Genomic DNA, 22,551 nt, shown 5'->3' on the forward strand with positions numbered 1-22,551 from the left:
ACCTTGGACGCCTCGCTGATCCTCGTCGGACTGGCCGTGCTCGCGGCCATCCAGCTCGTGCTGGTGATCTGGCTGCTGGCCCGCCGGCAGCCGCCGCCCGACCTCAGCGAGGTGTCGCGCATGCTGGCCACGCTGGGCGCGGCCAACGAGCGCACCGAGCGCGAACTGCGTCGCGAGATCGCTGAAAGCTCGCGCGGCGCCCGGCAGGAGATCTCGCAGGCCTTCGCCACCTTCCAGCAGGCGCTGGTCCAGCAGGGCGCCGAAGCCACGCGCACGCAGAACGCCCAGCTCGACGCCTTCGCGCTGCAGCTCGCATCGCTGCAGAAGACGCTGGCCGACACGCTCAACAACCAGCTGCAGGGCCTCAGTGAAGCGAACGCGCGGCGCCTGTCCGAAGTGCGCGCCACGATGGAAGCGCAGCTTGCGCAGCTGCAGCAGACCAATGCCGCCAAGCTCGACGAGATGCGCAAGACCGTCGACGAGAAGCTGCAGAGCACCCTCGAGGCCCGCCTGGGCGAGAGCTTCAGGCAGGTGGCCGACCGGCTGGAGCAGGTGCACAAGGGCCTGGGCGAAATGCAGACGCTGGCCGTGGGCGTCGGCAGCCTGCAGCGCGTGCTGACCAACGTGAAGACGCGCGGCATGTTCGGCGAGGTGCAGCTCGAGGCGCTGCTCGAGCAGGTGCTCACGCCCGAGCAGTACGCCCGGCAGATCGAGACCAAGCCGCGCAGCGGGCAGCGCGTGGATTTCGCCATCCGCTTCCCGGGCCGCGGCGACGACGGCGCGCCGGTGTGGCTGCCCATCGACGCCAAGTTTCCGCGCGACGACTACGAGCGACTCATCGACGCGCACGAACGCGCCGACGCCGCGGGCGCCGATCTGGCCGCCAAGGCGCTCGAAGCGCGCATCCGCACCGAGGCCAAGTCGATCGCCGACAACTACCTCGCGGCGCCGCACACCACCGATTTCGCGATCCTGTTCCTGCCCGTCGAAAGCCTCTATGCGGAAGTGCTGCGCCGGCCCGGCCTGATGGACGCGCTGCAGCGCCAGCACCGCGTGACGCTGGCCGGCCCGACCACCTTGCTCGCGATGCTCAACAGCCTGCACATGGGCTTCCGCACGCTGGCGCTGGAACGCCAGGCCTCCGAGGTCTGGAAGGTGCTGGGCGCGGTGAAGACCGAATTCGAGCGCTACGGCGAATGGGTCGCCCGCATCAAGGAGCAGGTGGCCAAGGCTTCCGACACCATCGACAAGGCCGACACGCGCGCCCGGCAGATGCGCCTGGCGCTGCGCAAGGTCGAGGCACTGCCCGAGGCGCAAGCCCAGGCGCTGCTGCCACCCACCACCTCCGGCACCGAAGCCGACAACAACGAGAAAGAAGAGGGCGAAAACTCCCCGTGAAAGGTTCCGAACTGCTGCGTGTCATCGGCGCCCAGGTGTGCCTGCACGCGACCATGGCCGGCATGCGGCTCGCCACGCCGCTGCTGGCACTTCAACAGGGGTACAGCGCGGCCGCGGTCGGCGTGCTGATCTCATTGTTCGCGCTGACCCAGGTTTTCCTCGCCTTGCCGGCCGGGCGCTTCGCCGACCGGTATGGCTTCAAGCGGCCGCTCTGGCTTTCGGTGATCGCTGCGGTCGTCGGCGCGGGGCTGGTGGTGATCTTCCCGGTGTTCCCGGTGATGTGCCTTGCGGCGCTGCTGACCGGCGGCGCAACCGGCGCGACGGTGATCGCGCTGCAGCGGCACGTGGGCCGCTCGGCCACCAACGCGACGCAGCTCAAGCGCGTGTTCAGCTGGCTCGCCATCGCACCGGCCGTGGCCAACTTCGTCGGGCCGTTCCTGGCGGGGATGCTGATCGACCACGCGGGCCGCACGCCCGCCGACATGCTCGCGTTCCGTATTTCCTTCGGCGTGATGGCGGCGCTGCCCATTCTTTGCTGGATGCTCGCGCGCGGCGCGCACGAGTCGCCGCCCGCTCCGCCCGTGGCGGGCGCCAAGCCGACGCGCGCCTGGGAACTGCTGCGCGAGCCGATGTTCCGCCGGCTGCTCTTCGTGAACTGGCTGCAGTCGTCGAGCTGGGACGTGCACGCCTTCGTGCTGCCCATCCTCGGGCACGACCGGGGCATCAGCGCGTCGGTGATCGGCTCGATCCTCGGCGCCTTCGCCATCGCGGCAGCGGTGATCCGCGTGATCCTGCCGGTGATTGCATCGCGCGCATCGGAGCGCAACGTGATCCTGATCTCGACGGCGGTCACGGCGCTGGTGTTCGCGGTCTATCCGCTGCTGGACTCGGCCTGGACCATGGGCATCTGCTCGGTGGTGCTCGGCTTCGCGCTGGGCGCGGTGCAGCCGATGGTGATGAGCATGCTGCACCAGATCACGCCGCACACGCGGCACGGCGAGGCGCTGGGCCTGCGGCTGATGACCATCAACGCCTCGAGCGTGGCGATGCCGATGCTGTTCGGCTCGCTCGGCGCGCTGATCGGCATCGCCGGCGTGTTCTGGGTGGTGGGGGGCGTCGTGGCTCTCGGGGCGAGGGCGACCTGGGGGCTGAAGGTTTGACCGGAGCGTGAAATCCACGTTTCAAATAAGAGTAATTCTCATCTGTTTGACAATTTACTGACTCAAAGTCAGTATCGGCGCCTTCCTCAACGACCTTGAAGGCGTCCATGGACTCCCTTGTTCAGGCCCAGGCAGCGGCCGACCCGCGCCGCCGCCTCGCGCTGGTTGCCGCGGTGTATCTCGGCAGCTTCATCGCCACGCTCGACGTGAGCATCGTCAACGTCGCGCTGCCCACGCTGCAGCGCGCGTTGTCCACCGACCTCGCCGGCCTGCAGTGGGTGATCGACATCTATGCGCTGTGCCTCTCGGCCTTCATGCTGTCGGCCGGCCCGCTGGGCGATCGCTACGGCCGCAAGCGCGCATGGCTGGCCGGCGTGACCGTGTTCACTCTCGGCTCGGCGATGTGCGCGATGGCCGGCAGCCTGCCGGCGCTGCTGGCGGGCAGGGCGGTGCAGGGCGTGGCCGGCGCGCTGATGATCCCGGGTGCGCTGTCGCTGCTGGCGCATGCGTTTCCGGACCCGGCCGAGCGGGCGCGGGTTATCGGCGGGTGGTCGTCCTTCACGGCGCTGTCGCTGATCCTCGGGCCGCTGCTCGGCGGGCTGCTGGTGGACCACGCGGGCTGGCAGAGCATCTTTCTCATCAACATCCCGATCGGCGTGCTGACGGTGGGGCTGGGCCTCTGGGGCATCCGGGAGACGTCGCACCCCGAGCATGCGGCGCTCGACCCGGTCGGGCAGGTGCTCAGCGTGCTGTGGCTCGGTGCGCTGACCTATGGGCTGATCGCCGCGGGCGAGCATGGCTGGGGCTCAGTGCATGCGGCGAGCGCGCTGGTTGCGGCGGCCGTCGGCCTGGCGCTGTTCCTGATGGTGGAGGCGCGCGTGGCGCGGCCGCTGCTGCCCCTGGGGCTGTTCCGCGACGCGCGCTTCTCGGCCGCCAACTTCGCTTCGTTCGTGCTCGGGTTCTCGGCGTATGCCAGCCTGTTCTTCTTCTCGCTGTTCCTCCAGCAGGTGCAGGGCTGGTCGCCCAGCGACACCGGCTGGCGGCTGGTGCCGCAGTTCGTCGCGACCGGCATCGTGGCCTCGCAGTTCGGCCGCCTGGCGAGACGCTTCGACGTGCACGCGCTGATGATCGCCGGCTACGGCCTCATCGGCGGCGCGATGCTGCTGCTGACGCTGTTCTCCGCCGGCACGCCCTACGTCTTCCTGGCGTTGCTGTTCGTGTTCCTCGGCGCGGGCACCGGCCTGGCCGTGCCGGCGACGAGCACTGCCGTGATGGCGCTGGTGCCGGCGCAGCGCTCCGGCATGGCCTCGGCCACGATGAACGCGCTGCGCCAGGCCGGCATGCTGATCGGCATCGCGCTGCTCGGCACGCTGATGAGCACGCGCGCCACTTCGTTGCTGGCCGACGCGCTGGCGCCTGCCGGGCTTCACGACGCCCGGCAGGCGGCGGTTGCCGCGGTCGGACGGCACGACCTGGGTGCGCTGGCCTCGCTCGATCCAACCACCGCTCGCGATCTCCTGGCCGCAGCGCTGGCCGGCGGCTTCCATGCCGCCATGGCCTGCGCCGGCCTCGTCGGCCTGCTGGCCGCAGGGCTGCTTGTCAGCGTGCGGCCTCGCGCCGCCGCCTTGCCCGTCCGCACGACCTGAGGCTCCGTTCCGCCATGCCCGCCGCCCGTGTGCCGGTGGTGCGCTTTCGCGCGCGCCTTCGTTCGGTTTTTTCCAAGGAGCTTTCCATGATCCATCACGAACTCAGTCAATGGCCTCTCGTCATCAGCGTTTCAGCGGGGCTTCAGACACTCGAAGGCATGCGCGCCTTCACCGACGACTGGAACCGCTGGCTCGACCGCGGCGAACCCTTCGCATCCCTGCGGGTGTTCGCGGACGCCGACGCGCTGGTCCATCCCGAGAGCAGCGCACAGAACGCAAAGCAGTGGCTGCAGGAGCGCGGGGCCGACATCCGCAGCCATATGATGGGCATGGCGAGCGTGGTGCCCGCTGACCAGTACGAGAAAATGCACAAGATGAATGTCGAGAAACTCTTCGGCGTGCCCGCCAGCACCTTCGCCGATGCCGACGATGCACTCGTGTGGCTCGGCGAGCGCGTGATGGAGCCGCGTGGCCTGCGTTTCGACCTTGCCGCCGTGCGCGCGGCGATCCGCTCGGCCCGCGCGGCCGTGACGGCTGCTTCCTGAGGCTGCAGATGGCGAAGAGCGACGGCACTGCCACGACTCCCACATCCCCCGAAGGCGAGGCCGCGCCGCGCCGTCGCACCAAGGCCCCTGAGACGCGCGCCGGCGCGCTGATGGATGCCGCCGAGCGCCTCTTCATCGAAAAGGGCATCGCCACCACCAGCATCGACGAGATCGCGGCCGGTGCGCAGGTGGCCAAGGGCACCTTCTATCTGTACTTTCCGTCGAAGGAGGCGCTGCTCGGCGCGCTGCAGCAGCGCTTCGTCGACAGCTTCTGCGCGCGGCTGCAGGAGGCCATGGATCGCCATCGGCCCGACAACTACCACGCGCGCCTGAAGGCCTGGGTGGAAACGGGCCTGGAGACCTACCTCGACAACGTCGCGCTGCACGACGTGGTGTTCCACGAATACAGGCCCGAAGACCGCCGCATGCGCAACGACAACGCGGTCATCACGCAGCTGGTCACGCTGCTGAAGCAGGGCGACGGCGCCGGCTTCTGGGACGTGGAGGATCCGACCCTCACGGCCGTGATCCTCTTCAATGCGCTGCACGGCGTGGCCGACGACTCGGTGGCGATGGGCCAGACCAGCGCGGCGGAGCGCAAGCGCCGCGTGCGGGCGCTCACGAAGTTCCTGGAGCAGGCGCTGCATCCCGCCGAGGACGACGGCGCCGACTGACCGACAGGGTCAGGAGCGGATCAGAGCTTGTAGAAGCGCTTGATCGCGTTCCACGCGTCTTCCGGCGCGTCGACGTACTCGAAGAGCTTCACGTCGCCCGGCGAGATCACGCCTTCGTCGACCAGGAAGTCGAAGTCGATCAGCCGCTTCCAGTAGTCCGAGCCGAACAGCACGATCGGCACCGGCTTCGACTTCTTCGTCTGCACCAGCGTGATCACCTCGAACAGCTCGTCGAGCGTGCCGAAGCCGCCCGGGAACGCCACCAGCGCCTTCGCACGCATCATGAAATGCATCTTGCGGATGGCGAAGTAGTGGAACTTGAAGCTCAGCGCCGGCGTAACGTAGGGGTTGGCTTCTTCTTCCATCGGCAGCGCGATCGCCAGGCCGACCGACAGGCCGCCGCCCTCGTGCGCGCCGCGATTGGCCGCCTGCATGATGCCGGGGCCGCCGCCGGTGCAGATGAAGAGCTTGTCCTGCGGCTCCTTGCCGTTGCTGTACTCGGCCACCAGCTTGCCGAAGGCGCGCGCCTTCTCGTAGTAGTGCGAGTTGCGCGCCAGCCGGCGCCAGCGCTCGGAGGCCGTGGTGTCGCCGCCGAGCTCGGCCTGCGCGATCATGGCTGCGGCGTCTTCCTCGCTGCGGAAGCGCGCGCTGCCGAACACCACCACGGTGTTCTCGATGCCGTGGGCTCGCTGCTCGATGTCGGGCTTCATCAGCTCGAGCTGCATGCGGATGCCGCGCGTCTCGCGGCGCAGCAGGAACTCGGGGTCGGCGAAGGCGAGGCGCGAAGGATCGGGATCGAGCGGAAGGCCTTGGTCCGCATGGGTCTGGAGCGTGGCCCAGGCATCGGCCAGGCGCTTGTCGTGAAGGTTGTGCGTGTTGTTCATGGAGAAAGCGGACAGGTTGACCAAGGTGATTGTGCAGCGTCGCAACCATCGTGCCCAACGCGCGGCAGATGTCCCGGAAACGAAAAAGGCTCCTTGCGGAGCCTTTTTTCGGGGTGGTGGTCAGCCGGTGGAACCGGGACTCAGACGCGCTTGCGGTATTCGCCGGTGCGCGTGTCGATTTCGATCTTGTCGCCTTGCGACACGAACAGCGGCACGCCGATTTCGAAGCCGGTGGCGATCTTGGCGGGCTTCATGACCTTGCCCGAGGTGTCGCCCTTGACGGCCGGCTCGGTCCAGGTGATTTCGCGCTCGACGCTGGTGGGCAGTTCGACCGAGATGGCCTTGCCTTCGTAGAACACCACTTCGACAGCCATGCCGTCTTCGAGGTAGTTCAGGGCGTCGCCCATGTTCTCGGCTTCGACTTCGTACTGGTTGTATTCGGTGTCCATGCAGACGTACATGGGGTCTGCGAAGTAGGAGTAGGTGCACTCCTTCTTGTCGAGCACGATCTGGTCGATCTTGTCGTCGGCCTTGAAGACCACTTCGGTGTTGAAGTTGGCGATCAGGCTCTTCATCTTCATGCGCACGGTGGCGGAGTTGCGGCCGCCGCGGCTGTATTCGGTCTTGAGGACGACCATCGGGTCCTTGCCGTGCATGATGACGTTGCCGGCGCGGATTTCTTGAGCGATTTTCATATCAGGGTCTCTGGATGTTGGCCGCTCGGTGCGCGGGGCCTTCGGCTGCCGTCTCGATGTGTGTTTCGACGTTCGCCGGGATGTCTGGCCCCGCGGTACATGTCCCGCGGCAGGTTTAGCGGAAGGGCACCCCGGATCGGTGAGATCCGGGCCGGAATCCGCAAAGCCCGCTATTTTAGCTTTTTTGGGCGATGAATTTCCGCAGTTGGGTGACCAGGTCTTCCTGCGCGAGCAGCCGCGCGCGGGCGTCCCGGGCTGTTTCCAGCCACGGGCCCTGCATTTCCGGCTCGGGCAGGGCGCCGTTGCCGAAGCCGTTCCACGCGTGGTGAAAAAGCCTCAGCGAGGGCGGCGCACCGAGCCAGTCGAGCCAGGCGTTCAGCTTGACGTGGTGGGCGTCGTCGTCCTGGGGGTAGATCTGCCAGACCAGCGGCGCCCCGGCCCAGAGGGCACGCACCAGCGAATCCTCGCCGCGCACGAAGTTCAGGTCGCAGGCCCACAGCAGGCGGTCGAAATCGGGCTGCGCGAGATAGGGCAGGTATGAAATTGATAGCGCGCCGCGGCCGTGGGGCAAGGGGGCGTCGGCGAAAAGAGCCTGAACCGCCTGTGCGGCGCGCCCCGCCGTCACCAGCAGTCGCGTGGGCTGGTCGCTTTCGGCGAGGCGAGCCAGCAGGCCGGCCAGCGCAGGGGGCTCGTAGCAGAAGAGGGAGACGAGGCGCTCGTTTTCCTGCCAGGGGATCTGTCGCGCCGCCAGCCAGGATGCGCGATCGAAGCCTGCCCTGCGCTCCATCAGGCCGGGCTCGCGCAGCAGGCCGCCGGTGGCGGTCGTGAAGCCGGGATAGAAGAAGCACTTGGTCAGTCCGGCGCCGGGGCCCTTGAACACCGGCGAGGGCAACCTGTGCAGCCGCTCGACGTACGGCTCCGCGGACAGGTATTCGAGGTTGATCCAGGCAATGCCCGGCCGCTCGGCGAAACGGGCGATCAGCTCCGGTGCTGGCTCGCAGCCGAAGCCTTCGATCAGCACGTCGGGCGCCGGCTGCGCCACGGCCGCCCGCAGCGCCGCGGGGTCGAGCCAGTCGATCACTTCCACGCCGTCATGGCCCGAGGGGGCCATCCAGCCCAGCGCCGCGGCGGCGTCGACCCACAGCCGAACTCGTTCGCCGAGCCCGGCCAGCTGGGAGGCCAGCCGCCAGCACACGCCGAGGTCGCCGTGGTTGTCGATGACCTTGCAGAAGATGTCCCATCGCATGGATTGCATGGTCGCGAGTGTGCCCGCGTTCGCGGATGGCGCTTGCTATGCTGTCCGGACAACCACCACCGGAGAGAGAACCCATGAGGATGAAGACCTTCCGTGCCGCGAAAACCGTGCTCGCCGTCTCCCTGGCGCTTTGCGGCATGGCCGCCGCCGTGGCGCAGACGCAGACTCCGCCGTCGCTCACGCCGCAGCAGCAGCGTTTCCACGACATCTACAAGGAGCTGATCGAGATCAACACCACCCATTCGGTGGGTGACAACACCGCGGCGGCGCGGGCCATGGAAAAGCGTCTGGTCGAAGCGGGCTTCGCTCCGGGTGACATCCAGATCTTCGAGCCCTTCCCCAAGAAGGGCAATTTGGTACTTCGCTTCAAGGGCGACGGGAGCAAGAAGCCGCTGCTCCTGCTGGCCCACATCGACGTGGTCGAGGCCCGCCGCGAGGACTGGAAGACGGATCCCTTCAAGCTGCAGGAAACCGGTGGCTATTTCACCGCGCGCGGCGCCATCGACGACAAGGCGATGGCAGCGGCGCTGGTCTCGGTAGTGGGTCAGCTGAAGCAGGAAGGCTTCAAGCCCAAGCGCGACCTGATCCTGGCGTTGACCGCCGACGAGGAACGCGGTGACGCGCTGAGCAACGGCGCCTTCTGGCTCATCAACAACAAGCCCGAGCTGCTGCAGGCCGAGTTCGGCATCAACGAAGGCGGCGGCGGCGAACTGCGCGGCGGCAAGCCCAACCTGCACCGGATGCAGGTGGCCGAGAAGATGTACACCACCTACATGCTGGAGGCGCGCGACGTGGGCGGCCACAGCTCGGTGCCGACGAAGAACAACCCGATCTACGCGCTGTCGGCCGGCCTGGAGCGGCTGGGCAACTACAGCTTTCCGGTGAAGCTCGCCGATGTCACCAAGACCTACTTCGCGCGCAGCGCACCGTTCGCCACCGGCCAGCTCGCCGAGGATATGCGCGCCGTCGGCAACGGCAACCCCGACCCGGCGGTGATCGAGCGCATGTCGGCCAACCCGGCCTACAGCGCCCAGTTCCGCACCACCTGCGTGGCGACGATGGTGCAGGCCGGCCACGCCGAGAACGCATTGCCGCAGTCGGCCAAGGCCACGGTCAACTGCCGCATCCTGCCGCACGACGACCCCGACGAGGTGGAGCGCCTGCTGACCCAGGCCATCGGCAACGACAAGATCGTGGTGCGCAACATGGGCAAGCCGCTGCGCAGCCCGGCCTCGCCGCTGAACGGCGACCTCGTGAAGACGGTCGAGTCGATCACCCAGCAGATGTGGCCCGGCGTGCCTGTGGTGCCCGCTATGAGCACCGGCGCCACCGACAGCCGCTTCATGCGCAATGCCGGCATCCCGATGTACGGCGTGACCGGCATGTTCCTGGAGCCGTCCGACGCGCGCGCGCACGGGCTGGACGAGCGCATCGAGATCCAGCGCCTGTACGACGGGCGCGAGTTCCTGTACCGGCTGGTCAGCGAGCTCGCGAAGTAGGCAGCACAGGGCACCTCAGGGCCGCGAGGGCCCTGCGGGTTCTCAGGGCGTGAAGGTGTCGCCCAGCACGATGCCTTCGCGCCGCGGGTCGGCGCCACCGCTCAGCACCGGCTTGCCGCCGACGTTGGTGCGGATGATGGTGCTGATGCCGCTGGATTGGGCCGACGTCACCACCGTGTGACCCAGTGCGCGCAGGCCGGTGATCAGCGCGTCGTTGTTGCCGCTGTTGCTGGTGTCCACGTTCGGATGCTCGCCGCCAACGTTGGTGTTGACGCTGTTGGACGCGCCGAAGTCGACCAGCGACGTGGCCTGCTGCGCATCGAGTCCCCAGTCGAGCGCGCCGACCAGCGTCTTCACGACGTACTGGATGATGGTGCCGCCGCCCGGCGAGCCGGTGCCCATGACGAACTCGCCCATGCTGCCGTCGGCGTTCTTCCTGAACACCAGCGTCGGCGCCATCGTGCTGCGCGGACGCTTGCCGGGGGCGACGCGGTTGGCTACCTTGACGCTCGGAGTCACGCTGGTGTCGTCGGGGTTGGACGCAAAGTCGGTCAGCTGGTTGTTCAGCATGAAGCCCTGCGTCATGTGATACGAGCCGAGCGTGGACTCCACCGTGGTGGTCATCGAGACCACGTTGCCCTGCTTGTCGACGATGGTGAAGTGCGTGGTGCCGTGCTCCTCGGTCTTGTCGATGCCCAGCGGCACCGAGCCGAGGTTGCCGGCCTGGGCGACGCCCATGCTCTTCGTCAGGCTGATGAGGCTGGCCCGGCTCTGCAGGTAGGGCTTGTTGATCATGGTGTCGACCGAGCCGCCCGGCAGCGGCACGAAATCGGTGTCGGCCACGTACTTGTCGCGGTCGGCGTAGGCCAGGCGCTCGGCCTCGCTCACGAGGTGCACGCCCATCACGGTCGGCCTGCCGCCCTCGATGTCGATGGCAGTCGGCTTGTACAGACCCAGGTTGAAGGTCTCGAGGATGCCCAGGCTGGCCACCACGGCAATGCCGCCGGAGGAGGGCGGTGACATGCTGCAGACGTAGTAGTCGCGGTAGGTGCCGCAGACCGGATCGCGCCGCTTGGCCTTGTAGTTGGCCAGGTCGGCCATCGTGGTCATGCCGGGCGTGATGGCCGAGCCGTCGTTCGCCGCGGTCGTGATGCCGATCTTGTCGACGATGCCCTGCGCGATGTCGCCTGTGTAGAAGGCGCTGGCACCCTGCGTGGCGATGGCGTTCAGCGTTTTCGCATATGCCGGGTTCTTCAGCTTCGTCCCCAGCGCCTTGGGCGAGCCGTCCGCATTGAGGAAGTACGCCGTGGCTTCGGCGTCGCGCTTGAGGCTGGTGGCCGACGAGGAGATGGCGGCGGCCATGCGCCCGCCGATCGAGAAGCCGTCGGAGGCCAGCGTGATGCCGTAGCCGAAGAGGTCCTTCCACGGCAGCTTGCCGTGGTCCTGGTAGGCGATGTCGAGCATGCGCACCGCGCCCGGCGTGCCGATGGAGCGCCCGCTGGCGCGTGCCCCACCGGGCTTGGGTGCCGTGGTGTCCGCGCCGGTCGGGTCGATGTAGCGCAGGTAGTTCTCATTGGCCGCGGCCGGAGCGGTCTCGCGGCCGTCATAGGCCTGCACCTTCTTCGTGGCCGCGTCGTAGTACAGCATGAAGGCTCCACCGCCCAGGCCGCTCGATTGCGGCTCGACCAGGCCGAGCACGGCTTGCACCGCCACGGCCGCATCGACCGCGCTGCCGCCGGCCTTGAGGATGTCGCAGCCGGCGCGCGTGGCCAGCGGGTGGTTGGCGACCACCATGTAGTTCTTCGCGTACACCAGCTTGTGGCCGGGCACGTAGCCCGAGGCAGGTTCGGGCGCTGCCGGATCGCCTGCGTCGCCCGAGCCGACCACCACCGAGGAGCCGCCGCTCGGGATCAGGCAGCCGGTATCGGGCGCGGCCGGTGCCGGCTGGTTCGCTGCGTTGATCGCGGCGATCGCCGCAAGCGTGGCTGCCGTGTTCTGTGCGTCGTTGTTGGAGCCGCCGCCGCAGGCCGTGAGGCTCAGCGAGAGCGCGACAGGCGTGAGCGCCCACCAGACGCGTCTGTTGTTGCTTTTCTTCATGGAGAGTCCCGAGTAGGTTTTTAGAAAGAACACGGGCGCTCCTCGCGCCCGTGCCTCATCTTCAGCACATTTCGTTCCAGCCGCGTCGGGGTTTGCGCTCAGACGGCCGCCGGGCCCCATGCCGCGCGCCACAATAGCCGCCATGTCAGACGTGCATTCCGAACAACTGCTCAGCGAAGTGGCGGCCCTGCCGCAACTGCCCGGCGTGTACCGCTATTTCGACGCGGCCGGCGCGGTGCTCTACGTGGGCAAGGCGCGCAACCTGAAGAAGCGGGTTGCCAACTACTTCCAGAAGAACCACGGCGGCACCCGCATCGGTCACATGATCTCGAAGATCGTGCGCATGGAGACCACCGTGGTGCGCTCGGAGGCCGAGGCGCTGCTGCTCGAGAACAATCTCATCAAGACGCTCAAGCCGCGCTACAACATCCTGTTTCGCGACGACAAGAGCTACCCCTATCTCAAGATCGCCTCGCACCAGTTTCCGCGGCTGGCCTATTACCGCGGCGCGGTCGACAAGAAGCATCGCTACTTCGGGCCGTACCCCAGCGCCTGGGCGGTGAAGGAGTCGATCCAGCTGCTGCAGAAGGTGTTCCGTCTGCGCACCTGCGAGGACACGGTGTATGCCAACCGCACGCGGCCCTGCCTGCTCTACCAGATCAAGCGTTGCAGCGGTCCGTGCGTGGGCCACATCGCGCCCGAGGCCTACGCGCAGGACGTCGCCAGCGCCGAGGCCTTCCTGATGGGCGACACCCAGCTCGTGCTCTCCAAGCTCGAGCAGCGCATGACGGCGCATGCCGAGAAGCTCGAGTTCGAGCAGGCGGCCGAGCTGCGCAACCAGATGTCGGCGATTTCGCGCGTGCTGCACCAGCAGTCCATCGAGATCGCGTCCGACAAGGACGTGGACATCCTTGCCGTGAAGGTGCAGGGCGGCAAGGCCTGCGTGAACCTGGCCATGGTGCGCGGCGGTCGGCACCTGGGCGACCGGCCGTACTTTCCGGTGCACGTGGAAGACGCGGCGCAGATCCATCACGGCGAGCTCGACGACGAGGAGGGCGCTCCGCCCGCTGTCGCAGTCCCGGTCGAGGTGCAGGTGCTCGAGGCCTTCATCGCCCAGCACTACATCGACGTGCCCGTGCCCGCCACGCTGGTGCTGAGCGAGCAGGTGAGCCGCGAGCTGATCGAGGCGATCTCGCAGCAGGCCGGCTCGCGTGTGACGGCGGTGTTCCAGCCGCGCGAGCAGCGCCGGCACTGGCTCGAGATGGCCGAGACCAACGCCAAGTTGCAGCTGGCCCGGCTGCTGGCCGAGGAGGGCTCGCAGCAGGCGCGCACGCGTGCGCTGGCCGATGCGCTGGAGCTGGCGTCGGACGACCTCGACAACTTCCGCGTCGAATGCTTCGACATCTCGCACACCGCGGGCGAGGCGACGCAGGCTTCGTGCGTGGTGTTCGAACACCACGCCATGCAGAACAAGGAGTACCGCCGCTACAACATCGAAGGCATCACGCCCGGCGACGACTACGCGGCCATGCGCCAGGTGCTGCACCGACGCTACGGCAAGCTGGCCGAGGCGATGGCGGCCGAGACCGATGCCTTGCCCCCGGGCGACGCCGAGAGCGACGGCAGCGAGGCGCCCGCGAAGACCCGGACCACCGCGCGCATGCCCGACCTGGTGCTGGTGGACGGCGGCAAGGGGCAGGTGTCGATGGCGCGCGAGGTGTTCGGCGAGCTGGGCCTGCCGCTGTCGCTGATCGTCGGGGTCGAGAAGGGCGAGGGCCGCAAGGTCGGGCTCGAGGAGCTCGTGTTCGCCGACGGCCGCGAGAAGGTCTACCTGGGCAAGGACTCGGCCGCGCTGATGCTGGTGGCCCAGATCCGCGACGAGGCGCACCGCTTCGCCATTACCGGCATGCGGGCCAAGCGCGCCAAGGTGCGGGTGGGCGGCAGCCAGCTCGAGGACATTCCGGGCATCGGGCCCAAGCGGCGCGCGCGGCTGCTGCAGCGCTTCGGCGGCATCCGGGGTGTGGCGGCTGCGAGCGTCGAGGACATCGCTTCGGTCGAGGGCATCGCCGCCGACCTGGCGGAAGAAATCTACAAGGCGTTGCACTGATCGCGCGACCCCCGCAGGGGGTTAACGCCGCCATGACACAATCAAGCGATGTTCTGGACGCTACCGACCATCATGACCTGGACGCGCATCGTCGCGATCCCTTTGATCGTCGGCGTGTTCTACCTGCCGATGGCCGAGCCGATGCGCAACCTGATCGCCACGGTCATGTTCATCGTCTTCGCCGCGACCGACTGGCTCGACGGCTTCCTGGCACGCCGGCTCAACCAGACCTCGGCCTTCGGGGCCTTTCTCGATCCGGTGGCCGACAAGTTCCTGGTGTGCGCCTCGCTGCTGGTGCTGGTGCACCTGAACCGGGCCGACGTGTTCGTGGCGCTCATCATCATCGGCCGCGAGATCGCCATTTCGGCGCTGCGCGAATGGATGGCGCAGATCGGCGCCAGCAAGAGCGTGGCGGTGCACATGATCGGCAAGGTCAAGACGACCGTGCAGATGATCGCCATTCCCTTCCTGCTCTATGACGGGCGCCTGTTCGGCGTGATCGACACCGGTGTCTGGGGTCAGTGGCTGATCTGGATCTCTGCCGTGCTCACCATCTGGTCGATGGTGTACTACCTGCAGAAGGCCATTCCGGAAATCCGGGCCCGTACCAAATGACGCCGGCAGCCGCGGGCCGCGGCGCAGGCTGGCTGCGGGCGATGCCGGCGATCTTCGTGCTGATCTGGAGCACGGGCTTCATCGTCGCGCGCTACGGCATGCCGTATGCGCCGCCCCTCAAGTTCCTGGCCGTTCGCTTCGCGCTGTCGCTCGCGTGCTTCGCCGCATGGGTCGCGCTGGCGCGGGTCGAGTGGCCGAAGCAGCGCGCCCAGTGGGGGCACCTGGCCGTCACCGGCATCCTGATGCAGGCGGGCTACCTCGGCGGCGTCTGGGCCGCTGTGCGCGAGGGCATGGGCGCGGGGCTGGTGGCGCTGCTGGTCGGCATCCAGCCTGTGCTGACGGCCGTCTGGCTGTCTTTCACCGGCGGGCGCATTACGGGGCGCCAATGGGCCGGACTGGGGCTGGGCTTCGCGGGCCTTGTGCTGGTGGTGCTGCGCAAGCTGGGGCAGGGCGGCGAGGTCAGCGTGCAGACGATGGCGCTCGCGCTGATGGCGCTGGTGTCGATCACTGCGGGCACGCTCTACCAGAAGCGCTTCGTCGCGCCTTGCGACGTGCGCAGTGCGAGCGCCGTGCAGATGGCGGCTGCCGTGCTGGTCACCCTGCCGTTCGCGGCGCTGGAGTCCGACAGCATCCATTGGAACCTGCATTCGGGCGGGGCGATGGCGTGGTCGGTGCTGGCGCTGTCGCTGGGCGGCAGCTCGCTGCTCTATATGTTGATCCAGCGCGGCACGGCCACCGCCGTCACCAGCCTGCTCTATCTGGTGCCACCCTGCACGGCGGTGATGGCGTGGCTGCTTTTCTCCGAGCCGATCACGCTGGTGACTGTGCTGGGCATCGGGCTTACCGCCGCGGGCGTGAGCCTCGTGGTGCGCAGCGGACGCTGAGCGGTCCGATCCTTCTTTTCTAGCGCCCGCTGGCCTTGCCCGGCTTCCAGGGCTCGCCGCGAAACTGCTCGACGAGGTGATCGACCAGCAGGCGTACGCGGCGCGGCGTCTTCGGGCGCCATGGTGCGATCCAGTGGATGTCGGCTTCCGCCATCGCGTACTGCGGCAGCAGGCGCACGAGCTCGCCGCTGGCGAGTTGCGGCGCGATATCCCAAAGACTGCGCAGCATGATCCCGTGTCCGGCCAGGCACCAGTCGCGCACCATCTCGCCCGAGTTGCTGGCCAGCGCTCCCTGGACGCGCACACGCGCCGTGCTGCCGTCGCGCGCGTGGCGCAGGGTCCACACCGCGTGCTGGCGCTGGCTGGCGTCGCCGTTCTCGCGCGCGACCAGGCAGTCGTGCGAGGCCAGCGTTTCGACCGTAGCCGGCGTGCCGCGGCGCTTCAGGTAGTCGGGCGAGGCGGCGAGCACGCGCTGGTTGCGCGCGATGCGTCGCGAGATCCAGTCGGCCGCATGGCGCTGCTGCACGGCCCAGAGCCAGACCGCGCCGTCGTAGCCCTCGGCGCCGAGGTCGGGCAGTTGCTCGGTCAGCATCAGTTCGATCTGCAGCGCCGGGTGCCGGGCCTGGAAGGATGCCACCGCCGGCCCGAGCCAGCGCCGGCCGAAGCCGAAGGTGGCGGCCAGGCGGATCGTGCCGGTCAGCTCGTTCTGCCGCTCGCCGAGTTCGTTCTCGAGCGCGACGAAGCCGTCGAGCAGTGCCCGTGCGTGCAGGCAGACCGCCTCGCCCTCGGCCGTGGCGCTGAGGCGGCGGGTGGTGCGCTCGAACAGGCGCTGCCCCAGGCGCGCCTCCAGCGCACCGAGCCGCTTGGTGACGACGGAGGGCACGACGTCGAGCGTGGCTGCCGCGCCCGCCAGGCTGCCCTGGTCGCGGATCGCCAGCACCAGTGCCAGGTCGCCGCGGTCCATCGATGGTGGATTCATGCCAAATCGGAAAGTATGAATTGGCTGATTGTTGCTTGATGGCCGGCAGGGCGCAACGCACAATCGTCGCCGTGACGGCCTCTTTCCTTTCCCTCCCCACCTTCGACATCGAGCGAGACGGCGTGCGCATTCACGGGCGCATCGGCGGGCAGGGGGCTCCCCTGTTGCTGCTGCACGGCCATCCGCAGACGCATGCGATCTGGCATCGCGTGGCACCCGCCCTGGCCGAAAAGTTCACGGTGGTGGCGCTCGACCTGCGTGGCTACGGCGACTCGGGCCGGCCGGCGGCCGATGCCGAACATGCTGTCTACAGCAAGCGCGAGATGGCGCTCGACGCGCTCGCCGCCATGCGGCACCACGGCTTCGACCGCTTCGGCGTGCTGGCGCATGACCGCGGAGCACGCGTCGCGCACCGGCTCGCGATGGACCATCCCGTGGCCGTCGAGCGCATGCTGCTGCTCGACATCGCGCCCACGCTCGCGATGTACGAGCAGACATCCGAAGCCTTCGCGAAGGCCTACTGGCACTGGTTCTTTCTCATCCAGCCGCCACCGTTGCCTGAGGCGCTGATCGCGTCCGACCCCGTGCGCTACGTGCGCAGCGTGATGGGCGGGCGGCACGCCGGCCTCGCTCCCTTCGCGCCCGAGGTGCTGGCCGAGTACGAGCGCTGCGCCGCCATCGCAGGCACGGCCGAATCGATCTGCGAGGACTACCGTGCCTCCGCCACCATCGACCTCGCGCACGACCGCGCCGACATCGCCGCGGGCCGGCAGCTCGCGCTGCCGCTGCGCGTGCTGTGGGGCGAGCATGGCGCCGTGGGCAAGGCCTTCGACGTGCTCGCGCTGTGGCGCGAGCGCGCCGCCGATGTGTCGGGCCGCGCGCTGCCGTGCGGCCACTATGTTCCCGAAGAGGCTCCGGACGAGCTGCTCGCCGAAGCCCTGGCCTTCTTTTCACCTTTGCAACAAGCACACGCAGGAGCCAATCCATGAGCACCCACAGAATCGCAGTCATCGCCGGCGACGGCATCGGCAAGGAAACCATGCCTGAGGGGGTGCGCGTGCTCGATGCTGCGGCGCGCAAGTTCGGCATCGACCTGAAGTTCGACTACTTCGACTTCTCGAGCTGGGACTACTACGAGAAGCACGGCCAGATGCTGCCCGACAACTGGAAGGACCAGATCGGCGGGCATGACGCCATCTTCTTCGGCGCGGTGGGCTGGCCCGAGAAGATTCCCGACCACGTGTCGCTGTGGGGCTCGTTGCTGATGTTCCGCCGCGAGTTCGACCAGTACATCAACCTGCGTCCCGCGCGCCTGATGCCCGGCATCATCGCGCCCGTGGTGCGGCGCGACGGCACGCCGCGCGAGCCCGGCGAGATCGACATGTACATCGTGCGCGAGAACACCGAGGGCGAGTACTCCAGCATCGGCGGGCGCATGTACCAGGGCACGCCGCGCGAGATCGTGGTGCAGGAAACGGTGATGTCGCGCGTGGGCGTCGACCGGGTGTTGAAGTTCGCCTTCGAGCTTGCGCAGTCGCGGCCGAAGAAGCACCTGACGAGCGCCACCAAGTCGAACGGCATCTCGATCACCATGCCGTACTGGGACGAGCGCGTGGCCGAGATGGGCAAGAGCTACCCCGACATCAGGCTGGACAAGTTCCACATCGACATCCTCACCGCCCACTTCGTGCAACGGCCCGACTTCTTCGACGTGGTGGTGGCGAGCAACCTGTTCGGCGACATCCTGTCGGACCTGGGGCCGGCCTGCACGGGCACCATCGGCATCGCGCCCAGCGCCAATCTCAACCCCGACCGCACCATGCCGTCGCTGTTCGAGCCGGTGCACGGCTCGGCGCCCGACATCGCCGGCAAGGGCATCGCCAACCCGATCGGCCAGATCTGGTGCGGCGCGATGATGCTGGAATTCCTGGGCCACAAGCAGGCGCATGACGCCATCCTGTCGACCATCGAGAAGGTGCTCGCGCCCCAAAGCGGAGCACCGCGCACCCCCGACATCGGCGGCAAGGCCAGCACCTCCGACCTGGGTAAGGCCATCGCCGATGCGCTTTGAGCCGCCACGAAAAAGGACTTCACGAAACGCCCCTAAAATCGCGCGCTCCGCTGCTCGGCATGGCCTCGTGTCTTATTGACACCCTGCAGACCAGTGGTTGTAATCCTCGCTGGCAGCGCGCTGCCGAGGCGTCAGGCCTGCCAGGTTCTTGTGTCGCACCGTTTGCGGCCAGGTCGCAGCTGACGAAAGCCGACCAACTTTTTTTCTACAAGGGGCCCTTGTGAACAAGACCGAACTGATTGAGCACATCGCAAAGAACGCCGATATTTCCAAAGCCGCAGCGACCCGCGCGCTCGAATCCACCATCGGCGCCATTCGTACCACGCTCAAAAAGGGCGGCTCTGTTTCGCTCGTCGGTTTCGGCACTTTCGCAGTAGGCAAACGCGCGGCTCGCACCGGCCGTAATCCCCGTACCGGCGACGCTATTAAAATCAAGGCCGCCAAGATCCCGAAGTTCCGTCCCGGCAAGGCGCTCAAAGACGCGCTGAACTGAGGCGTTAGACTCGGAGAGTATTTCCGGTGGGGTGCTTAGCTCAGTTGGTAGAGCGGCGCCCTTACAAGGCGTAGGTCGGGGGTTCGAGCCCCTCAGCACCCACCACCACCCGATGCAAAGGCGAACCACAAGTTCGCCTTTTTTGTTGCCGTCCGACAGCCGTCGAAAAAGAGTGTTCAAGCATGTTTGATACCTTCCGCAAGTACAACAAAGTCGTGATGATTTTCTTGTTCTTGCTGATCATTCCCTCGTTCGTGTTCTTCGGTGTCGAGCGCTATCAGGGGTTCGGCCGCGACGAGAAGGTCGCACGCGTCGAAGGGCATGACATCACGAAGCCCGAGTGGGATCAGCAGCACCGCGTCGAGACGGACCGCATCCGCCAGCAGTCGCCCAACGTCGACCCGACGCTCCTGGAGTCGGACGCATTGCGCTATGCCACGCTGGAGCGCATGGTGCGCGATCGCGTGCTGGCCGCAGCGGCTGCCAAGGCCAACATGACGGTGTCCGAAGACCGCCTGTCGCGCATCTTCGCGCAGGACCAGGGCCTGGCCAGCTTCCGGACGCCCGACGGCAAGTTCGACCGCGAGGCGTTCCAGCGCGTGACCGGCCGCACGCCGGAGCAGTACGAGGCCTCCGTTCGTTCCGATCTGGCGACGCAGCAGGTGCTGCTGGGCATCTCGAGCACGGCCTTCACACCGCCGGCCCTGGCGGCCACCACCATCAACGCGTTCTATGACACGCGCGAGATCCAGGTCGCCCGCTTCACCCCCGACAGCTTTGCCTCGAAGGTGACGGTGAGCGATGCCGACGTCGAGGCCTACTACAAGGACCACACGGCACAGTTCCAGGCGCCCGAGCAGGCCAGCATCGAATACCTGGTGCTCGACCTCGATGCGGCGAAGAAGAACGTCGTCGTGAACGAGTCCGACCTCAAGACCTATTACGAGCAGAACGCCTCGCGCTTCGGCACCAAGGAAGAGCGTCGCGCGAGCCACATCCTGATCACCGCGCCGGCCAGCGCGTCTGCCGCCGACCGCGAGAAGGCCAAGGCCAAGGCAGAGCAACTGCTGGCCGACGTCAAGAAGGCTCCCAACACCTTCGCCGAAGTGGCACGCAAGAATTCGCAGGACCCGGGCTCGGCGGAGAAGGGCGGCGACCTCGACTTCGTGACCAAGGGCGCGATGGTCAAGCCTTTCGAGGATGCGATGTTCGCCCTCAAGAAGGGCGAGATCAGCAACGTCGTCGAGACCGAGTTCGGCTATCACATCATTCACCTGACCGATATCAAGCCGGCCGTGGTGCCTCCCTTCGAGCAGGTGCGTGCAACCATCGAGAACGACATGCGCTCGCAGCAGGCGACGCAGGAATTCGCTAAGGCCGCGGAGACCTTCACCGACGCGGTCTACCAGACGCCCGACAGCCTCAAGCCCGCGGCCGAGAAGCTCAAGCTCACGATCAAGACGGCCGACAACGTCGCGCGTACCGCGGCACCCGGCGCAACCGGCCCGCTGGCCAACCGCAACTTCCTGAACGCGCTGTTCGCCGCCGACTCGCTCGAGCGCAAGCAGAACACCGAAGCGATCGAAGTCGGCCCCAGCCAGCTCGCGTCGGGCCGCGTGACGAAGTACTCGCCGGCGCATCCGGTGCCGCTGGCCGACGTGAAGGACAAGATCCGCGCCCAGCTCGTCGCCGAACGTGCCGCCGTGCTGGCCAAGACCGAAGGCGAAGCAAAGCTCGCTGCCTGGACCGCGAAGGCCGATGGCGCGACTTTCGGCGCGCCCGTGACGGTGTCGCGTCGCGACGTGCAATCGCAGCCGCTGCCGGTCATCGACGCCGCGCTGCGTGCCGACCCCTCCAAGCTGCCCGTGCTCGTCGGCGTGGACCTGGGCGCGCAGGGCTACACGGTGGTGCGCGTGACCAAGGTCGTGCCGCGCACGCCGCCTCCGGCCGAACTCGCCAAGCAGGAGCAGTCGCAGGTCGGTCAGTCGATTGCTGCCGCCGAGGATGCCGCCTACTACAACCTCCTGAAGGACCGCTTCAAGGCGGAGATCCTGGTGCCGAAGCCGGCGGAGACGCTGCCGCCCGCCGCGCGCTGATACGCACGCGCGGTACGCCAGCAGACGCAAGGCCCGAGCCAATGGCTCGGGCTTTTTTCATGGGGCGCAGGCAGGTCGCACGAGGGACAACTTGCGCGTTGGCTTCTTGCCAGAATCCCGCCCATGGGAACCCTCTACCTCGTGCGCCACGGACAGGCCAGCTTCGGTGCTGCCGACTATGACAACCTGAGCGAACTCGGACACCGTCAGTCCGTGCGCCTCGGCGAGTACTGGCGCGAGCGCGGCATGAAGTTCGATGCCGTCATCACCGGCACTCTGAGGCGCCATCGTCAGACCTGGGAGGGCATTGCCAAGGGGCTCGGTCTCGAACGCGACGACGTGCTTCCGTGGCCCGGTCTCAACGAGTACGACAGCGAGGCGGTCATCGCCACCATCCACGAAGGCAAGCTGGAGAAGCCGGATTCACCCGAGATGTACAGGCACCACTTCCGCCTGCTGCGTGAGGGGTTGGGCGCGTGGATGCAGGGGAAGACGGCGCCGGTGGGAATGCCGAGCTATGTCGACTTTCTCGCCGGAGTGACGACGGCACTCGACCATGTGCGAGACAGGCATCACGGCGCGAAGGTTCTGGTGGTGTCGAGCGGAGGGCCGATCAGCACGGCAGTGGGGCATGTGCTGGGTACGAGCGCCGAGACGACGATCGAGCTCAACCTGCGCATCCGCAACACATCGGTGACCGAGTTCGCCTTCACGCCCAAGCGGCACATGCTCGTGACCTACAACACGCTGCCGCACCTCGATGGTCCGGCGTACGAAGACTGGATCACCTACTCCTGATGACGGGCTGCGGCATCCGGCGTCAGGCCTGCCAGACGCCGTAGCCGGCCTTGCGCAGTGCGATGCCGAGGTCGACCTCCATCAGGCGAGCGTCCTCGTAAGTCATGGGGTTGTAGCGTTCGTAGAGTGCGGGCAGCAGGTGCAGGCCGAACTCCTGCACGAAGCTGTTGGCCTGGATGCCGGCCTTGTGCTTGTCGAAACGGATGTCGGGGTCCAGGCCGGTCATGCCGACGTAGACGAAAGGCTTGCCGAGCTGGTAGTCGGGGTTGGCGCGCCTGAAGCGGCCGTTGTTCCATACGCGGTCGTCCAGCTCGACCACATAGACATGATGCTTGGCGCGCGCCTTGCGGGGCATCACAGCTGCGGCCGTGCGCGCGGAGCGGCACGGCCTTTTCCTTGCTTCGATCAGCTCTTGCGCTTGATCAGGCCGTAGATGAAGAGCAGCACGATCGCACCCAGCACCGAGGCGATGAAGCCCGCACCCTGGCCGGCGGTGTACCAGCCCAGCGACTGGCCGACGTACGTGACGATCAGCGAGCCTGCGATGCCGATGAGGGTGGTGACGATGAAGCCCGCCGAGTCGTCGCCCGGCTTGACCGCCCGTGCCACAAGACCTACGACGAACCCGATCAGGATGGTCCAGACGATGCTCATG

21 protein-coding genes and 1 tRNA gene are annotated in these 22,551 nt (G+C 67.5%); 15 read left to right on the forward strand and 7 right to left on the reverse strand.

The genetic code is table 11. The features are described 5' to 3' along the window. Positions 1–3 precede the first annotated feature (3 nt). From EJP69_RS24085 to EJP69_RS24105, 5 genes are all read left to right on the forward strand, one after another. On the forward strand, positions 4–1,398 hold the full coding sequence (locus EJP69_RS24085; RefSeq protein ID WP_126472767.1) for a DNA recombination protein RmuC: 1,395 nt from the start codon (positions 4–6) through the stop codon (positions 1,396–1,398). Further along, a complete protein-coding gene (locus EJP69_RS24090) occupies positions 1,395–2,558 on the forward strand; it encodes an MFS transporter (protein ID WP_093203428.1) in 1,164 nt (387 codons plus the stop codon). Before EJP69_RS24085 ends, EJP69_RS24090 begins: the two co-directional genes overlap by 4 nt. A 107-nt stretch (positions 2,559–2,665) precedes the next feature. Beyond that, positions 2,666–4,204: an MFS transporter gene (locus tag EJP69_RS24095; protein ID WP_126472768.1), complete on the forward strand. Its 1,539-nt coding sequence runs from the start codon at positions 2,666–2,668 to the stop codon at positions 4,202–4,204. An 86-nt stretch (positions 4,205–4,290) separates the two neighbouring features. After that, positions 4,291–4,749: a hypothetical protein gene (locus EJP69_RS24100; protein ID WP_126472769.1), complete on the forward strand. Its 459-nt coding sequence runs from the start codon at positions 4,291–4,293 to the stop codon at positions 4,747–4,749. A gap of 8 nt (positions 4,750–4,757) precedes the next feature. Continuing rightward, entirely contained in the window at positions 4,758–5,423 is a 666-nt protein-coding gene (locus tag EJP69_RS24105) for a TetR/AcrR family transcriptional regulator (protein WP_126472770.1), read from the forward strand. 20 nt (positions 5,424–5,443) lie between these two features. On the opposite strand, the gene EJP69_RS24110 is transcribed toward EJP69_RS24105, so the two are convergent. From EJP69_RS24110 to earP, 3 genes are all read right to left on the reverse strand, one after another. Continuing rightward, positions 5,444–6,307 carry an LOG family protein gene (locus EJP69_RS24110; protein ID WP_093203601.1) on the reverse strand — a complete coding sequence of 288 codons (864 nt, stop codon included), beginning with the start codon at positions 6,305–6,307 and terminating at the stop codon, positions 5,444–5,446. Positions 6,308–6,447: 140 nt separating this feature from the next. Further along, complete coding sequence (efp, locus tag EJP69_RS24115) at positions 6,448–7,002, reverse strand: elongation factor P (RefSeq protein ID WP_093203421.1); 555 nt, start codon at positions 7,000–7,002, stop codon at positions 6,448–6,450. A 175-nt stretch (positions 7,003–7,177) separates the two neighbouring features. Further along, a complete protein-coding gene (earP, locus tag EJP69_RS24120) occupies positions 7,178–8,257 on the reverse strand; it encodes an elongation factor P maturation arginine rhamnosyltransferase EarP (protein WP_126472771.1) in 1,080 nt (359 codons plus the stop codon). A gap of 74 nt (positions 8,258–8,331) precedes the next feature. Between earP and EJP69_RS24125 the strand changes: the two genes are divergently transcribed. Next, the gene (locus EJP69_RS24125) at positions 8,332–9,756 is read left to right on the forward strand and encodes a M20/M25/M40 family metallo-hydrolase (protein WP_093203418.1); all 1,425 of its coding nucleotides are present in this window, start codon (positions 8,332–8,334) and stop codon (positions 9,754–9,756) included. 42 nt (positions 9,757–9,798) lie between these two features. Here the strand turns inward: EJP69_RS24125 and ggt are convergent, their stop codons facing one another. Then, positions 9,799–11,853, reverse strand: a complete 2,055-nt coding sequence (gene ggt, locus EJP69_RS24130) for a gamma-glutamyltransferase (protein WP_126472772.1) — start codon at positions 11,851–11,853, stop codon at positions 9,799–9,801. 142 nt (positions 11,854–11,995) lie between these two features. Here ggt and uvrC point away from each other — a divergent pair, with 142 nt between their 5' ends. From uvrC to EJP69_RS24145, 3 genes are read left to right on the forward strand one after another with little or no spacing between them, the layout of a single operon-like run. Continuing rightward, on the forward strand, positions 11,996–13,960 hold the full coding sequence (uvrC, locus tag EJP69_RS24135) for an excinuclease ABC subunit UvrC (protein ID WP_093303649.1): 1,965 nt from the start codon (positions 11,996–11,998) through the stop codon (positions 13,958–13,960). A gap of 48 nt (positions 13,961–14,008) precedes the next feature. Next, complete coding sequence (pgsA, locus tag EJP69_RS24140; protein WP_093203413.1) at positions 14,009–14,575, forward strand: CDP-diacylglycerol--glycerol-3-phosphate 3-phosphatidyltransferase; 567 nt, start codon at positions 14,009–14,011, stop codon at positions 14,573–14,575. After that, entirely contained in the window at positions 14,572–15,459 is an 888-nt protein-coding gene (locus EJP69_RS24145; RefSeq protein ID WP_126472773.1) for a DMT family transporter, read from the forward strand. The genes pgsA and EJP69_RS24145 overlap by 4 nt, the downstream gene beginning before the upstream one ends. A 19-nt stretch (positions 15,460–15,478) precedes the next feature. Here the strand turns inward: EJP69_RS24145 and EJP69_RS24150 are convergent, their stop codons facing one another. Beyond that, the gene (locus tag EJP69_RS24150; protein WP_126472774.1) at positions 15,479–16,438 is read right to left on the reverse strand and encodes a LysR substrate-binding domain-containing protein; all 960 of its coding nucleotides are present in this window, start codon (positions 16,436–16,438) and stop codon (positions 15,479–15,481) included. A gap of 38 nt (positions 16,439–16,476) precedes the next feature. Here EJP69_RS24150 and EJP69_RS24155 point away from each other — a divergent pair, with 38 nt between their 5' ends. From EJP69_RS24155 to EJP69_RS24180, 6 genes are all read left to right on the forward strand, one after another. Next, a complete protein-coding gene (locus EJP69_RS24155; protein ID WP_420824233.1) occupies positions 16,477–17,427 on the forward strand; it encodes an alpha/beta fold hydrolase in 951 nt (316 codons plus the stop codon). After that, positions 17,424–18,509, forward strand: a complete 1,086-nt coding sequence (locus EJP69_RS24160; protein WP_093203409.1) for a tartrate dehydrogenase — start codon at positions 17,424–17,426, stop codon at positions 18,507–18,509. Before EJP69_RS24155 ends, EJP69_RS24160 begins: the two co-directional genes overlap by 4 nt. Before the next feature lie 220 nt (positions 18,510–18,729). Continuing rightward, positions 18,730–19,002 carry an HU family DNA-binding protein gene (locus tag EJP69_RS24165; protein WP_007830705.1) on the forward strand — a complete coding sequence of 91 codons (273 nt, stop codon included), beginning with the start codon at positions 18,730–18,732 and terminating at the stop codon, positions 19,000–19,002. 29 nt (positions 19,003–19,031) lie between these two features. Continuing rightward, a tRNA-Val gene (locus EJP69_RS24170) sits at positions 19,032–19,107 on the forward strand. A 77-nt stretch (positions 19,108–19,184) separates the two neighbouring features. Next, the gene (locus tag EJP69_RS24175; RefSeq protein WP_126472776.1) at positions 19,185–21,098 is read left to right on the forward strand and encodes a SurA N-terminal domain-containing protein; all 1,914 of its coding nucleotides are present in this window, start codon (positions 19,185–19,187) and stop codon (positions 21,096–21,098) included. A gap of 123 nt (positions 21,099–21,221) precedes the next feature. After that, a complete protein-coding gene (locus tag EJP69_RS24180; RefSeq protein ID WP_126472777.1) occupies positions 21,222–21,896 on the forward strand; it encodes a histidine phosphatase family protein in 675 nt (224 codons plus the stop codon). Positions 21,897–21,918: 22 nt separating this feature from the next. Here the strand turns inward: EJP69_RS24180 and EJP69_RS24185 are convergent, their stop codons facing one another. Both EJP69_RS24185 and EJP69_RS24190 read right to left on the reverse strand, forming a co-directional pair. Then, the gene (locus EJP69_RS24185) at positions 21,919–22,251 is read right to left on the reverse strand and encodes a hypothetical protein (RefSeq protein ID WP_126472778.1); all 333 of its coding nucleotides are present in this window, start codon (positions 22,249–22,251) and stop codon (positions 21,919–21,921) included. Positions 22,252–22,301: 50 nt separating this feature from the next. Then, on the reverse strand, positions 22,302–22,550 hold the full coding sequence (locus tag EJP69_RS24190; protein ID WP_126472780.1) for a GlsB/YeaQ/YmgE family stress response membrane protein: 249 nt from the start codon (positions 22,548–22,550) through the stop codon (positions 22,302–22,304). Between the last annotated feature and the right edge of the window lies 1 nt (position 22,551).

It is taken from the genome of Variovorax gossypii (assembly GCF_003965815.1).
Classification (GTDB): domain Bacteria; phylum Pseudomonadota; class Gammaproteobacteria; order Burkholderiales; family Burkholderiaceae_C; genus Variovorax; species Variovorax gossypii.